This is a genomic window from Phenylobacterium sp. (assembly GCF_030693625.1).
GTDB classification, from domain to species: domain Bacteria; phylum Pseudomonadota; class Alphaproteobacteria; order Caulobacterales; family Caulobacteraceae; genus Phenylobacterium; species Phenylobacterium ferrooxidans.
In genome coordinates this window covers 1-13,731 of sequence record NZ_JAUYAF010000080.1, presented here as the reverse complement: position 1 = coordinate 13,731, position 13,731 = coordinate 1, and the positions used below count along the sequence as shown (strand labels likewise).

Here is a 13,731-nt window from a genome sequence, read left to right as displayed (position 1 = left end):
GCGACAGAACCTCATGACCCTGACCTACGACCTCTACTGGTCCTTCCGCTCGCCCTACTCCTACATGATCATGCACCGGCTGACGGCGCTGGAGCGGGATTACGATGTCGCCTGCAACGTGCGCCCGGTCTATCCGCTGGCGGTGCGCACCCCGGAGTTCTTCGACACCCGCGACCCGCTCTGGTTCAGCTACTTCTTCGCTGACATCCACCGGGAGGCCCAGTTCCTGGGCCTGCCCTTCCGCTGGCCCCGGCCCGACCCGGTCTACATGGACATGGCGACCCGGACCTATCCCAAGGATCAGCCGCACATCCACCGCCTGACCCAGATGGGGGCGCTGGCCGCTGAGCAGGGTCGAGGCCTCGCCTGCCTTGACGAGGTCAGCAAGACGATCTGGAGCGGGACAGTCGACGACTGGCACCTTGGCGACCACATCGCCCAGGCCACGGCGCGGGCCGGCCTGGATCCCGCCACCTTCGCCGCCACGGTGGACGCCGAGTCCGAGCGTCTCAACGCGGTGATTGAAGAGTCTCAGGTCGCCCAGCGCGCGGCGGGCCACAACGGGGTGCCAATGATCGCCTTCAACGGCGAACCCTTCTTCGGCCAGGACCGCTTCGACCAGTTCAAATGGCGGCTGGAGCAGCAGGGGCTGAAGGCCCGCTAGGCCTCCAGTTCAATGTCCCAGTAGAGGTAGTCGAGCCAGCTCTGGTGCAGGTGGTGCGGCGGGAACTTACGGCCGCGTTCCTGCAGTTCGTGGGCGCTGGGACGCCGCGCCTTGTGACGCGGGAACATGTGCGCCTCCTGCGGGGTGCGGCCGCCCTTTGTGAGATTGCAGCGGGCGCAGGCGGTGACGATGTTTTCCCAGGTCGTGCGGCCGCCGCGGGAGCGGGGCACGACATGGTCAAAGGTCAGGTCCGCGCCCGAGTGGCAGTACTGGCAGGTGAAGGCGTCGCGCAGGAACAGGTTGAACCGCGTGAAGGCCGGCGGACGGTCCTGGGTGACGTACTGCTTCAGCGACACCACGCTGGGCAGCTTCATCGCGAAGGACGGGGAATGGATTTCCTGGTCGTAGGTGGAGACCACGTCGACCCGATCGAGGAAGACCGCCTTGATCACATCCTGCCAGGGCCAGAGCGACAGGGGATAGTAGCTGAGCGGCCTGAAATCCGCGTTCAGCACGAGGCAGGGCCAACCGGACGGCGGGTGGGTGAGCACCTTCATCGCCGGTCATCCCGGTGCGCTACAGCGCCAGATGGGTACGCGTGGAAACTGAAGACGAAGCCCTCACTCTCAACCGCTCTATCGGCGAACCGGTTGGGGCCCTCAGGCCCCAGATTCCCGACGCAGGAGAATTATAGGAGAGATTCTGAGACATCGCCATGACGGCGAAGCGGCCGGCTGGACCCCGCTCGCGACCCCAGGGTTCAAGCGAGCGGGGCGGCGCGGGAGAGCACTCAGGCGCCGACGATGGCGGTGGCGCCGGCCAGCAGGAAGCTGAGGGCGGCGAAGGCGACGACGACGGTGGTGTCTACAAAGCGGGCGAAGGCGTGATCGGCGTGGATGAACATGAGGATGGTCCCTGGTCTGCCGGAGGCCCCCGGTCGGGTTGTTCATGTGAACAACGCTAAGATACCCTCCATCTGAACAATGTACAGATACATTTTACACTGTACGCTATGCGTTTATGCATGACCTTTGCGGGCGAATAAGGCGCAAGAAAAAAGGGCCCCCGAAGGGGCCCTTGCGATCAGGGATCGACTTTGACTTCTAGGCGCCGGCCACTGCGGTGGCGGCGGCGACGGTGAGGCCCAGGACCAGAAGGATGGCGGGGGCGACGCGGTCGAAGAAGCGTTCGAAGTTTGCGAGAGACATGACACACACCTTGTAAGTTTGAACCCGCGGGGAGGCGGGGCGTTTGTTATTTGAACAATGCTAAGATAGCAGCGATCTGAACGCCGTCAAGATGATCTTTACGGCGTCCAGATATACTTTTACAGTGAGCCCGATGAGAGAAACTGCAGCCGCCGAGTCCCGGCCCTATCACCACGGCGATCTCAGCCGCGCCCTGATCGACGCGGCCCGCCGCCTGCTGGAATCCGAGGGCCCTTCGGCCCTGTCGCTCCGCGCTGTGGCGCGAGAGGCGGGTGTGAGCCCGGCCGCGCCCTATCACCACTTCAAGGACAAGGGCGAGTTGCTGGAGGCTGTGGCCGCAGAGGGCTGGGACCTGCTGAACGAGTCGCTGGCGGCGGCGCGGAAGTCGGCCAATTCGGTGAAGGACAAGCTGACCGCGCTGGGCGTCGCCTATGTGGTCTTCGCGCGCGAAAACCCCAGCCTTTATCGCATCATGTACGACGGCTCGCGCAACAAGGAGGAGTTGCCCTCCCACGTTCACCTGGAGGACGACAGCGCCTACTGCCAAGTGCGTGACACCCTAGTGGAGGCCGGCGCCGATCCCACCGATGAGATCGCCCTGGAACTCGCCACCACCGCGGCCTGGTGCGCCGCCCACGGCCTGGCCGAGATGGCCTCCTTCAAGCAGTTCGACACCCTGAAGTCCGCCCTCGGCAGCGAGGAAGCCTTCCTGCGCGGCGTCTTCGACCACATGAGGATTTTCGCCGACGACCACGGGAAGTAGACGTAGGCGCGTGACCGCGCCCTTCACCACCCGTTTCGCCCCCTCCCCCACCGGTCTTCTGCACCGCGGACACGCCTTCTCGGCGCTCACCGCCCATGACGCGGCCCGCGCCGCGGGCGGCCGCTTCCTGCTGCGCATCGAGGACATCGACGCCACTCGGTGCCGGCCCGCCTTCGAAACTGCGATCTACGAGGACCTGGCCTGGCTGGGGCTCGAATGGGAGCAGCCGGTGCGCCGACAGTCGGAACACCTCACCGAATACCAGGCCGCCATCGAGCGACTCGCCGAGCGAGGCCTGCTCTATCGCTGTTTCCGCACCCGCAAGGAGATCGCCGAGGCCATCGCCTCGGCGCCCCATGGGGCCATGGACACCTGGCGCGGCTCGCCCCTGCCCTCCGACCAGGAGGCGCGCAGGCTGGGCGCCGGGGAAGCGTTCGCCTGGCGGCTGTCCCTGGACGCGGCCCTGGCGCAGGCCGGTCCCCTCACCTTCACCGAGGAGGGCTCCGGCCCGAATGGGGAAACCGGCCTCATCCCCGCGCGGCCTGAACTGGGCGGCGATGTGGTGCTGGCGCGGCGAGACGTCGGCGTCGCCTACCATTTGGCCGTCACCCTGGACGACGCCCTGCAAGGCGTGACCCATGTGATCCGAGGTCAGGACCTGTTCGAGGCGACCCACGTCCAGCGGCTCCTGCAGGCCTTGCTGGACCTGCCAACCTCGGTCTATCGCCACCACCGCCTGCTGACCGGTCCTGACGGCAAGCGCTACGCCAAGCGCGACCACGCCCAGACCCTGGCCGAGCTGAGGACGGCCGGCGTCACGCCGGTGCAGCTGCGCGCGGAGATGGGCCTGTGACCGACGCCCCCGAAGATCGCGGCAAGGCCCTGGCCATGCTGCTGCTGGGCGCCTGTGTGATCGGGGTTGGCCCGGTGCTGGTGCGGCTGTCGGAGACGGGGCCGGCGGCCGCGGGCTTCTGGCGGCTGGTCTTCGCCCTGCCCCTGTTGGCGGTGATGGCCCAGAAGGCTGGTGGCGGCATCGGCAAGGCGCCCATGGCCGCCGTGCTGGCCGGCGTCGCCTTCGCGCTTGATCTCGGCTTCTGGCACTACGGCATCGCCTATACCTCCGTGGCCAAGGCGACCGTGCTCTCCAACCTCACCCCGGTCCTGGTGACGGCCTTCGCCTGGATTTTCCTGAAGCAGCGGCCGCGGCGCCTGTTCCTGCTCGCCGTGGCTTTCGCGGTGGCGGGCGCCTGGACGATGGCCCTGACCAAGGGGGCGGGTTCGACGGGGGTCAATCCACCGCTGGGCGACGCCCTCTCGGCGGCGACCGCCGTCTGGTACTCGATCTATTTCCTGGTGGTCTCCAGCGCCCGACAGTCGATGTCGGCGACACGGATCATGTTCTGGTCCACCCTGGTCGGCGCGCCCCTGCTGCTGCTGGCCGCCTTGGGCCTGGGCGAGCAGATCATTCCCACCGGGTTGGGCGGCTGGGCGGCCTGCGCGGGTCTGGGCCTCATGCACGTGGCGGGGCAAGGCTCCATCGCCTGGGCCTTGGGGCGGCTGCCGGCGGCGACCGCCTCCGTCGTGGTGTTGATCCAGCCGGTGGTGGCCGCCGCCCTGGGCTGGATGCTGTTCAACGAGCTGCTGGGAACCTGGCCCGCCGTGGGGGCCGCTGTCGCCCTGGCCGGCGTGGTGCTGGCGCAATGGGCCAGCCGTCCGAAACCCGCCTAGAGGTCCCAGGCTCCTCGGGCGGCCTCGATCCGGGCCAGCTTGGCGTGGAAGTCGGTCCAGTCATCCTCGGCGGCGATCCGGTCCCAGATGGCCTCGATCTCGTCGATGAGCAGTTCCTCGGGTTCGGCCTTGGCGAAATAGGGATCCAGCAGGCGGCCGGGGCGATCCGGCTCGGTCTCGGCGACCCGGCGTCGGAAGTCGGCGAAGGGCTGGCCGCCGTAGATGTCCCCCCGGGGGCTGGCCATGGCGCGGCCCACATCGCCGCAGAACCAGTCGAAGAAGAAGGGCTCCCAGCGCAGCCGCTCGCCCCCGGCCGCCAGGGCCGTGAAGGCCGCGTTGACCAGGCCGGCGTCCAGTTCGCGGCCCCGGCTCTTCAGACCCAGGCGCTTGAGCATCGCGCCCGCCAGGCCGCCGCGATAGGCGTCGGCGAAGCCGTTCAGGGCGTCCACCAGGGCCTGTTGTTCGGCCACCATGGAGAGGCAGCCGCCGAGGTTCTGCAGGTTCCAGAACACCGCCTCCGGCTGGCGGCCGAAGCTGTAGAGTCCCTGTTGGTCGAAATAGGCGGCGACGAAGTTGGGGTCGTTGTGCGGCAGGAACCGGTAGGGCCCGTAGTCGAAGCTCTCTCCGGTGATGTTCATGTTGTCGGTGTTGAGCACCCCGTGGACGAAGCCCGCGGCCATCCAGGAGGCCGCCAGAGTCCCGGCCCGCTCCACCACCGCCGTCAGCAGGGCCGAGGGGCGGTCCGGCGCATTGTCCAGTTCCGGGTAGTAGGTCTCGATCACGTAGTCGACGAGGCGGACGATCTCCTGGGGCTGCTCCAGGAAGGCCTGCCGCTGGAAGGTTCCGAAGCGGATGTGGCTGTGGGACAGCCGGGTGAGCACCGCCGAACGGGTCGGGCTGGGCTCGTCACCCCGCTCCAGGGCCTCGCCGGTCTCGATCAGGGAGAAGGACTTCGAGGTCGGGACGCCCAGGGCCTCCAGCATGGCGGTGGCCAGCACCTCGCGCATGCCGCCCTTCAGGGTCAGGCGCCCGTCGCCCCCGCGCGACCAGGGCGTGGTCCCAGACCCCTTGGTCCCGAGGTCCAGCAGGCGGTCGCTCCCGACCTCCCGCAACTGCGCGAAGGTGAAGCCGCGGCCGTCGCCTAGGTCGGGGTTGTAAACCCGGAACTGGTGGCCGTGATAGCGCTGCGCCAGCGGAGTCTCGATGTTGCCCGGCAAGGGTTGGAAGCGTCCGAAGTGCGCGACCCACTCGGCGTCGGTCAGGGCGTCCAGGCCCACCGTGGCGGCGGCCCGGTCATTGCGGAACCGCAGCAGGGTCTGGGGGAAATCGGCCGCCGCGACGGGATCGGCGAACTCGGGGCCGAGGCCGGGCAGGCGCGGATCTGGGCGGTAGGCGGGGGAGACGGGCATGGTCGCCAGATGGAGGTGAAAACCCTCCGGAGCAAGCGCGGCGATTATATTCGCACCTCCCGACCCATGCTACCGGTCGGCCATGGCGCGTCGCATCACCCTCGATTTCCTGAAGACCGAAGCCGCCTCGGGCATGATCCTGGCGGCGGCCGCGCTGGCGGCCATCCTGTTGGCCAACTCCCCGTGGTCGCAGCACTATTTCAGCTTCATCTCCCGCGAACTCACCATCCAGGTGGGCGCCTTCAATGAGACCCACTCGGTCACCGACTGGGTGAAGCAAGGTCTGATGGCCATCTTCTTTTTCGTCGTGGGCATGGAGATCAAGTTCGAGATCCTGCGCGGCGAGCTGTCCAATCCGCGGCGGCTGGCGCTGCCGGTTCTGGCGGCCATTGGCGGGATGGCGGCGCCGGCGGCCGTCTATCTGCTGCTGAACATGGGCCCCGGCGGGGCGCCGCAGGGCTGGCCCACGGCGACGGCCACCGACATCGCCTTCGCGCTGGCGGCCCTGGCCATCGTGGGCCGCAAGTTGCCGCCGTCGCTGCGGGTGTTCCTGCTGACCCTGGCCATCGCCGACGACCTGGCGGCCGTGGTGCTGATCGCCCTGCTGTTCACCGCCAAGGTCAACCTGCTGGCCCTGGGCGGGGCGGCCTCCACCCTGGCTTTGATGTTCCTTCTGGGGCGCTGGAAGACCGCGCCCTACTTCTTCTATGCCTGTTGCTTCGCCCTGATCTGGGCCTTCACCCTCAAGAGCGGGGTCAACACCTCGGTGGCCGGGGTCGCCGCCGCCATGGCCGTGCCCATCGAGCCACGGCGGGCCGGCCAGGCCGGGGTGCTGCACTACTTCATGGAGAGCCTGCACGGCTATGTGGCCTTCCTGATCCTGCCGCTGTTCGCCTTCACCGCAGCGGGGTTCTCGTTCAGCGGCCTGTCCCTGAAGGAGTTGTTCAGTCCGGTCGCCCTGGGGGTCGCGCTGGGGCTGTTCCTGGGCAAGCAGCTGGGGGTGTTCGGGGCCGCGGCCCTGGCCATGGGGCTGAAGCTGGCCCGGCGGCCGACCGGGGCCAAGTGGATCGAGCTCTATGGGGTGGCGGTGCTGTGCGGGGTGGGCTTCACCATGAGCCTGTTCATCGGGGCCCTGGCCTTCAGCCCGGGTGACGTGGCCGGCCAGACCGAGGTGCGGATCGGGGTGATCGTGGGGACCTTGATGTCCACCGCGCTCGGCATGGGGGTGCTGGCCTGGTCCCAGGCGCGGCGGAACCTAGAGCAGGGCTGAAGCCCAGGACTCGTCGTCGCGGGGGGCGGCCAGGACCGGGACGTCGCCAGCGAACCGGGCGATGGCGGCGACGGTCTGGGGGAAGTCGGGGGCGCCCGGATCGGCGCTCTGGCTGACGACAACCCCAAGCACCGCAAGGCCCCGCGCGCGCAGGACCTCCAGGGCGCTCAGGGTGTGGCTGACCCCGCCGAGGTAGGAGCCGCCCACCAGAACCGTCGGCAGGCCGAGCGCCAGCTGCAGGTCCAGGCCGGTGGCGTCCTCGGCCAGGGGGCTCATCACCCCGCCGGCGCCCTCCACCAGCAGCAGGTCGGCGGTCTGGGCGGCCAGCACCGGGCGGCAGACGGCCAGGAGGTCGGCCAGGGTCAGGGTCACCCCCTCCAGCCGGGCGGCCATGGGGGGCGAAAGCGCGGCCTCGAAGCGCAGGGGGGACATGGCCTCCAGGGCTTCGGCCGTCAGGTCCCGGCCCAGGGCCGCGAGGAGCCGACCGGGATCGGACGTGTCGGTGGCCACGGATGGAAGATAACCCGTTACGACGGGCTTCAAGGCCGCCACCGTCAGGCCCCGGGCGCGGGCGGCCTTCAGCAAGGCGCTGGCGGCCCAGGTTTTTCCGACGTCGGTGTGGGCGCCGGCGATGAAAACGGCCCTCATGGGACCAGGCCGACTATGGCCGACATCAGACCGTCGATGTCCCGCGCGGTGTGGCCGGCGGTGAAGGCCAGGCGCAGGCGGGCGGTCCCGGCGGGCACGGTGGGCGGGCGGATGGCGACGGCCAGGAAGCCCGCCGATTCAAGGGCTTGCGCCACGGCCAGCGCGCGGTCGGCCTCGCCGATCATGATGGGGACGACGGCGGATCTAGCTTCCGGCAGGTTGAGCGCGCGGGTGAAGCGCCGCGCGTTGGCGAGCGGCCTGGCCACCAGGTCCGGGTCGGCGGCGATCACGTCGAGGGCGGCCAGGGCCGCGGCGGCGTTCGCCGGCGGCAGGCCGGTCGTATAGACGAAGGTCCGGGCCCGGGTCTTGATCAGGTCGATCACCGGGGCGCTGGCGCAGACATAGGCGCCGTAGCCGCCGAGCGCCTTGGAGAAGGTGCCCATGGAAAGGTCGATGTGGGCGGTGGGATAGACCGAGCCCGCGCCCGCGCCCGCCGGCCCCACCACGCCCAGGCCGTGGGCGTCGTCCACCAGCAGCCAGGCGTCATGCGCGCGGGCGAGATCGCTGATGGCGTCCAGCGGCGCCAGGTCGCCGTCCATGGAGAAGACCCCGTCGGTGGCGATCAGGCAGCGGGCGGCCGCGCCCCGCTGGGCCGCCAGCTTCTGCGCCAGGTCGGCCATGTCGTTGTGGCGGAAGGCCAGCACGGACGCGCCCGACAGCTGGGCACCCGACCAGATGCAGGCATGGGCCAACTCGTCGGCCAGGATCAGGTCGCCGGGCCCCATGACCGTCGGAATGATGCCGGCGTTGGCCAGGTAGCCGGATCCGAAGACACAGGCGGCCTGCTTGCCCTTCAGCGCCGCCAGCCGCGCCTCCAGCTCTCCGAACACCGGATGGTCGCCGGTCACCAGCCGCGAGGCGCCGGCGCCGGCGCCGTAGCGCTCGACCGCCGCCATGGCCGCGGCCTTCACCGCGGGGTGGTGCGACAGGTTCAGATAGTCGTTGCAGGAAAAGGACAGCAGGCGCCGCCCGCCCCGCTCGACCCACAGGCCGTCAATCCGGTCGGTGGGGACCAGCCGCCGCCGCAGGCTGCGGGTCTCCAGCTGATCGAGCTTCTCGGCGGCGAAGGCGGTGAGGCTGTCGGTCATCGGGCGCCGATATGCACCTGGCCGGGGATTTGGGGAAGACGGAACCCCAGGTCACACCACTCTCGATAGTGACACCGCAAGCGCCAAAATTTACCCATGGTTGACCCCTGCGACCCCATATTGGGGGCTGGTTCCGTAAGAGCCTGGAGTACCGCGTCCATGTCATCCGTCCCCGGGCCGTCCGATGACCTGTCGACCTTCTTCGACGTGTCGCTCGACATGCTGTGCATCCGCGACATGGCGGGCCGGTTCGTGCGGGTCAGCCCCTCCTGGACCACGGTGCTGGGCTGGACCGCCGAGGAGCTGGTGGGCCAGCCATTGCTGCCGCTGATCCACCCCGACGACGTCCCGGCCACCGCCGACCTGATGCAGGCCATCCAGTCCGACGGCGAGATCGTCGGCTTCGTGAACCGCTATCGCCACCGCGACGGCCGCTATCGGCAGCTGGAATGGCGGGCGCGCCTCTCGGGGGACCAGGTGTTCGCCGTGGCCCGCGACGTCACCGACCGGGTGGCCGCCGAAGCCGAGATGAAGGCCGCCCATGCCGCGGCGCAAGCCGCCAACCAGGCCAAGACAGACTTCCTGGCCAATATGAGCCACGAGATCCGCACGCCCCTGAACGGGGTGATCGGGGTGGTGGCGGCGCTCGCCCAGACCGAACTCTCGCCCGCGCAGCGGGAGATGGTGGGCCTGATCGAGACCTCGGGCCTGACGCTGGAGCGGTTGGTCTCCGACATTCTCGACCTGTCGAAGATCGAGGCCGGGCGCCTGGAGATCGAGACCGCGCCCTTCGATCTCGCCGAAGCGCTGGAGGGCGTGCTGCACATCAACCGGCTGAAAGCCGATGAGAAGGGCCTGGCCTTCGCAGCCGACTTCGATGAGGACGCGCGGGGGGCGTTCCTGGGGGACGCCACGCGCCTTAAGCAGGTGGTGGGCAACCTGCTCTCCAACGCCGTGAAGTTCACCGAGCAGGGCGGGGTGCGGCTGCGGCTCAGCCTGACCGAGGCCGGCGACGGCCCGGCCCTTCTCACCGTTGAAGTTCGCGACACCGGGGTGGGCTTCGACGCCCAAGCGGCCGCGAACCTCTTCCAGCGGTTCAGCCAGGCCGACACCACCATCACCCGGCGGTTCGGCGGCACGGGGCTGGGCCTGTCGATCTGCAAGGCCATCGTCGAGATGATGGGGGGTGAGATTTCCGCCAGCTCCGAACCGGGGCGTGGCAGCCGGTTCCGCGCCACCTTCCCCCTGCCCCGGGTCCTTGACCTGGCCGCCTATGACGCGCGGTCCACCAGCGACGCCGCCGAGACGCCGCTGGTCCGCGTCGACGCCCTGCGGGTGCTGCTGGCCGAGGACCACCCCATCAACCAGAAGGTCGTGCAGCTGATCCTCGCGCCGCTCGGGGCGGAGATCACGGTCACCGAGGACGGGGCCCAGGCCCTGGCCGCGTTCCAGACGAGCCTCTTCGACCTGGTGCTGATGGACATGCAGATGCCGGTGATGGACGGCCTGACCGCCACCATGGCCCTGCGCGACGAGGAACGGCGGCGCGGGGGGCCACGGACCCCAATCATCATGCTGAGCGCCAACGCCATGATCCAGCACCGCCGCGACGCCATGGCCGCCGGCGCCGACCACCACATCGCCAAGCCCATCACCGCCCACCTGCTGATGGACGGCATCGAGACGGTGCTCGAGCGGGTGGGTGTGGCGGCGGAGGCGGAGGCGGAGGGGTAGCGGGGCGCTCATCCCGGCGCACTCAGGGGAGCCAGATTCATCTCGAGTGTGCAGGTCTGATCCACCGTTCGTGAGGTTCGTGTGGTTCGTGGACAATCTGATGGGCCTCTCTGGCGGCGGGGCTTCAAGAGTTGGAACCACGAACCACACGAACCACACGAACGGTGATCCTGATCGAAGAGCTGAGTTGAATCTGGGTCCCGGCCTTGACTGCTTCGCGCCGCCGCTTCGCGGTCGCCTGGATGACGGTTGGGGTTCATCGTCATCCCGGCCGCAGCGAAGCGGAGCGCCGGGACCCAGGGGCCGTGTGCGTGGCCCATGGGTCCCGGCTCGGCCTGACGGCCGTCCGGGATGACAGATTATTGCTCAAGTGGGGCTCGGGTTGTCATCGACGCGCGGCCAGCAGGTCGGTCCAGCGCCAGGCGCCGGTTCCGAGCGCGAGGCGGCTGGCCCCCGCGCCGTCGCCGAGGGTGATCAGCACCAGGCCGCGCATGGGCTGGGCGCGGCAGGCGGCCGGGGCGAAGGCGACCTCCATGGCGATGGCCTGGCGCAGGCCCGCGAGGCCCTTGCCGGCCTGGCCGGGATTCTGAACCCAGTCGCCGTTCCAGACGTGCAGGGCGCGACCGCCGGTTCCGCGCCGCGCGCCCTCGACGACGGCCGCGATGTCGGCGTCGCGGCGCAGGGCGGCCTGCAGACGTTCGACCATGTCGCAACGGGCCTCGCCGGAGCCGCCGGAGCCGCCGCCGACGCCCTCGCCCGATCCGCCGCCGCCGGAGCCGGCGGTGACAGCGCCCACCAGTTGGCCGTCGCTGAGGGTGGCGAAGGGCTGGCTGACCGGCGCCGGGGTCACATGGACCGGCGGGATGGGCGCCACGACCGAGCGGGGCACGTGGACCCTGATCTTCGGCGCGGGCCTGGCGGGGGGAGACGGCAGGGCGGGGACGGCGTCGGCGGGGGCCTGGGCGGCAGGCGCCGGTTGCGGTTCCGGTGGCGGCGGTGGGGGTGGAGGCGGCGGCGGATCGAAAAGAGTCACCTGAATGGGCGGGTTTTCCGGCGGCGGCTCCGGGGGCGCGCGGGCGGTGAGCATGGCCAGCGCCACCAGCAGGTGCGCGGCCGCGCTGAGGGCGACGGCCCACCCGGTGGCGTTCCGCCAGCCGGCCCGCCGGGGCCGCTGGAACAAGGGATTGCTCATCTCCGTCACGGCGCCATTGGGCCACGGGGGGGCGTCAGGAACGTGGCGCCTTGGCCGTGGACGCCGCACCCCGCCGGGCGGGCTCGCGGGACCGCCTAAGGTGCAGCTGAGCCAGATTCCGGGCGGATTGTCGTCGTCACATCGCCACGCTGGGCCCGCCTCATTTCATCAGCGCAAGATCTTGGGCCACGCGCGCCCGACGGGAAGGAACCTGACCTTGAAGAAATCGATCCTGAAAACGACCGCCCTGGCCGGCGTCCTGGTGATGGCCGGCGCGGCGACCAGCGGCTGTGCGACCAAGGGCTTTGTCCGCGACCAAGTGGCCGTGGTGGACGGCCGCGTGACCACGGTGGAAGGCACGGCGGGCGAAGCCCTGAGCCGCGCCAAGGCCGCCCACAAGCTGGCCGAGGGCAAGTTCCACTATCAGGTGGTGCTCTCCGACGACTCGGTGAAGTTCCCCACCGACCGCCACGCCCTGTCGCCGGAAGCCGAGGCGCGGCTCAGCGAGCTGGCCGAACGGCTGAAGGGCGAGAACAAGAACGTCTACCTGGAGATCCAGGGCTTCACCGACGCCACCGGCGACACCGAGTACAATGAGAAGCTGGGCGAGGCCCGGGCCGAGGCGGTGCGGCGCTATATGAGCCAGCAGGGCGTCGCCCTCAACCGCATGGCCACCATCTCCTACGGCGAAGCCACCCCGGTGGCCGATAACGCCACCCCCGAAGGCCGGGCGCAGAACCGCCGCGTGGCCATCGTGGTCCTGAGCTAGCGGGCGACGGCGCGGCGGCCGGGGTGCGGGCCGCCGTGTGGGGGGGCGCCGGATATGGCCTCTGACGTCGGGCTGGAAGAGGCTTCGCCACCCGAGAGCCCGCGCCGCGCCCCAGTCTTCTCCGTGGACCTTGTTGAGACGTACAAAGACCTCGTCACGTAAGGTTGAAATCCCCAACCGGGGCCACGTACGTTAGGTATTCGGGCCCGAAACGCGGCGTTCGCCGACTTGTCCAGGGCGGAGAAACGGATGCCAGCGCTTACACGATTGCAGCGCCTGCTAGGCCACGAGCCCAATGCGGTCGTCAGTATCGTGGGGGTTGTTGTCAGCGTCGCCCTGCCGACAGCCGTCCGCTGGGCCCTGCATCCAGTGCTCGGGGACGCACTCTGGTTTGCGACCTACTACCCGGCCATCCTTGCGGCGACCGTCTTCCTGGGATGGCGGTTGGGGCTTCTGACGCTTCTGCTGTCGGCCCTGGTGGCGGACTATGTCTTCATCCCGCCGCCCCACACCGTGTCCCTACAGGCCACCGACGCCGCCGCTGTGCTGGTCTTCCTGTTCAGCGGCGGCATCATCCTGATCACGGCGACCTTGCTGCGGCAGGCCATCCACCGCCTCAACCGGTCGACAGACATCCAGGAGGCGCTGAATCGAGAGCTGCAACATCGCGTGAACAACAATCTGGCCGTCGTTCAGGCGCTCGCCGCGCAGACAGTCCGGTCCAGCCCGGATTTGCCGGCCTTCAGCGCCAGCTTCCAAGCTCGACTGACGGCCCTGTCCAAGGCCCAGACCGTGCTCAGTACAGGCGAGTGGCACCGGTGTGACTTCCCGGAGTTGCCAGCCGCGGCGCTCGAACCCTTCATGGGGCACGGCCACATCACGCTGCAGGGACCGGAGTGCTCGGTTCCCGCGGAGTCCTGTGTGCCGCTGGTCCTGGCCTTGCACGAACTCGCGACCAACGCGGCGAAGCACGGCGCCTTGTCGGTTCCCGACGGCCAGGTCTCGTTGCGCTGGCGTCTGCGCGAGAGCAGCCGAGCCCCGGAACTGGTGCTGGAGTGGGTGGAGGCTGTGTGAAAACACCGAAGCAGCTTAGATTTCTGTCCATCAGCTTCGGGGGCCGGGATGAAACGGTTTGTCGAGGGGGATGACCGGCGTCAGGGCACGCTGCTCCCGGAATATCTTGAGGACTACGTCTCCG

At 69.3% G+C, this 13,731-nt stretch carries 13 protein-coding genes; 8 read left to right on the top strand and 5 right to left on the bottom strand.

Translation table 11 applies throughout. The features are described from left to right. Positions 1-13: 13 nt before the first annotated feature. Positions 14-664, top strand: a complete 651-nt coding sequence (locus tag Q8N10_RS18565) for a 2-hydroxychromene-2-carboxylate isomerase (protein ID WP_304775478.1) — start codon at positions 14-16, stop codon at positions 662-664. Here Q8N10_RS18565 and Q8N10_RS18560 read toward each other — a convergent pair. Beyond that, on the bottom strand, positions 661-1,221 hold the full coding sequence (locus Q8N10_RS18560; protein ID WP_304701741.1) for an HNH endonuclease: 561 nt from the start codon (positions 1,219-1,221) through the stop codon (positions 661-663). The genes Q8N10_RS18565 and Q8N10_RS18560 overlap by 4 nt on opposite strands. A gap of 784 nt (positions 1,222-2,005) precedes the next feature. Here Q8N10_RS18560 and Q8N10_RS18555 point away from each other — a divergent pair. The 3 genes from Q8N10_RS18555 to Q8N10_RS18545 are packed head-to-tail and all read left to right on the top strand — an operon-like array spanning position 2,006 to position 4,363. Next, complete coding sequence (locus tag Q8N10_RS18555; protein WP_304775476.1) at positions 2,006-2,635, top strand: TetR/AcrR family transcriptional regulator; 630 nt, start codon at positions 2,006-2,008, stop codon at positions 2,633-2,635. A gap of 10 nt (positions 2,636-2,645) precedes the next feature. Beyond that, positions 2,646-3,488, top strand: a complete 843-nt coding sequence (gluQRS, locus tag Q8N10_RS18550; protein ID WP_304775475.1) for a tRNA glutamyl-Q(34) synthetase GluQRS — start codon at positions 2,646-2,648, stop codon at positions 3,486-3,488. Beyond that, positions 3,485-4,363 carry a DMT family transporter gene (locus tag Q8N10_RS18545; protein ID WP_304775472.1) on the top strand — a complete coding sequence of 293 codons (879 nt, stop codon included), beginning with the start codon at positions 3,485-3,487 and terminating at the stop codon, positions 4,361-4,363. Before gluQRS ends, Q8N10_RS18545 begins: the two co-directional genes overlap by 4 nt. On the opposite strand, the gene Q8N10_RS18540 is transcribed toward Q8N10_RS18545, so the two are convergent. Beyond that, entirely contained in the window at positions 4,360-5,772 is a 1,413-nt protein-coding gene (locus Q8N10_RS18540; protein WP_304775470.1) for a protein adenylyltransferase SelO, read from the bottom strand. The two genes, Q8N10_RS18545 and Q8N10_RS18540, sit on opposite strands and share 4 nt — an antisense overlap. Before the next feature lie 82 nt (positions 5,773-5,854). On the opposite strand from Q8N10_RS18540, the gene nhaA reads away from it, so the two are divergent. After that, a complete protein-coding gene (nhaA, locus tag Q8N10_RS18535) occupies positions 5,855-7,042 on the top strand; it encodes a Na+/H+ antiporter NhaA (protein WP_304775468.1) in 1,188 nt (395 codons plus the stop codon). Here the strand turns inward: nhaA and bioD are convergent. Further along, on the bottom strand, positions 7,028-7,690 hold the full coding sequence (gene bioD, locus Q8N10_RS18530) for a dethiobiotin synthase (protein WP_304775467.1): 663 nt from the start codon (positions 7,688-7,690) through the stop codon (positions 7,028-7,030). The two genes, nhaA and bioD, sit on opposite strands and share 15 nt — an antisense overlap. After that, complete coding sequence (bioF, locus tag Q8N10_RS18525) at positions 7,687-8,838, bottom strand: 8-amino-7-oxononanoate synthase (RefSeq protein ID WP_304775465.1); 1,152 nt, start codon at positions 8,836-8,838, stop codon at positions 7,687-7,689. Before bioF ends, bioD begins: the two co-directional genes overlap by 4 nt. 159 nt (positions 8,839-8,997) lie before the next feature. Here bioF and Q8N10_RS18520 point away from each other — a divergent pair, with 159 nt between their 5' ends. Further along, on the top strand, positions 8,998-10,572 hold the full coding sequence (locus tag Q8N10_RS18520; RefSeq protein ID WP_304775462.1) for an ATP-binding protein: 1,575 nt from the start codon (positions 8,998-9,000) through the stop codon (positions 10,570-10,572). A 385-nt stretch (positions 10,573-10,957) separates the two neighbouring features. Here Q8N10_RS18520 and Q8N10_RS18515 read toward each other — a convergent pair whose 3' ends face one another. Beyond that, positions 10,958-11,764 carry a hypothetical protein gene (locus Q8N10_RS18515; RefSeq protein WP_304775461.1) on the bottom strand — a complete coding sequence of 269 codons (807 nt, stop codon included), beginning with the start codon at positions 11,762-11,764 and terminating at the stop codon, positions 10,958-10,960. A 265-nt stretch (positions 11,765-12,029) separates the two neighbouring features. On the opposite strand from Q8N10_RS18515, the gene Q8N10_RS18510 reads away from it, so the two are divergent. Together Q8N10_RS18510 and Q8N10_RS18505 are read left to right on the top strand one after the other, a co-directional pair. Beyond that, positions 12,030-12,533: an OmpA family protein gene (locus Q8N10_RS18510; RefSeq protein WP_370690175.1), complete on the top strand. Its 504-nt coding sequence runs from the start codon at positions 12,030-12,032 to the stop codon at positions 12,531-12,533. A 249-nt stretch (positions 12,534-12,782) separates the two neighbouring features. After that, complete coding sequence (locus tag Q8N10_RS18505; RefSeq protein WP_304775457.1) at positions 12,783-13,607, top strand: sensor histidine kinase; 825 nt, start codon at positions 12,783-12,785, stop codon at positions 13,605-13,607. The last annotated feature ends 124 nt before the right edge of the window (positions 13,608-13,731 follow it).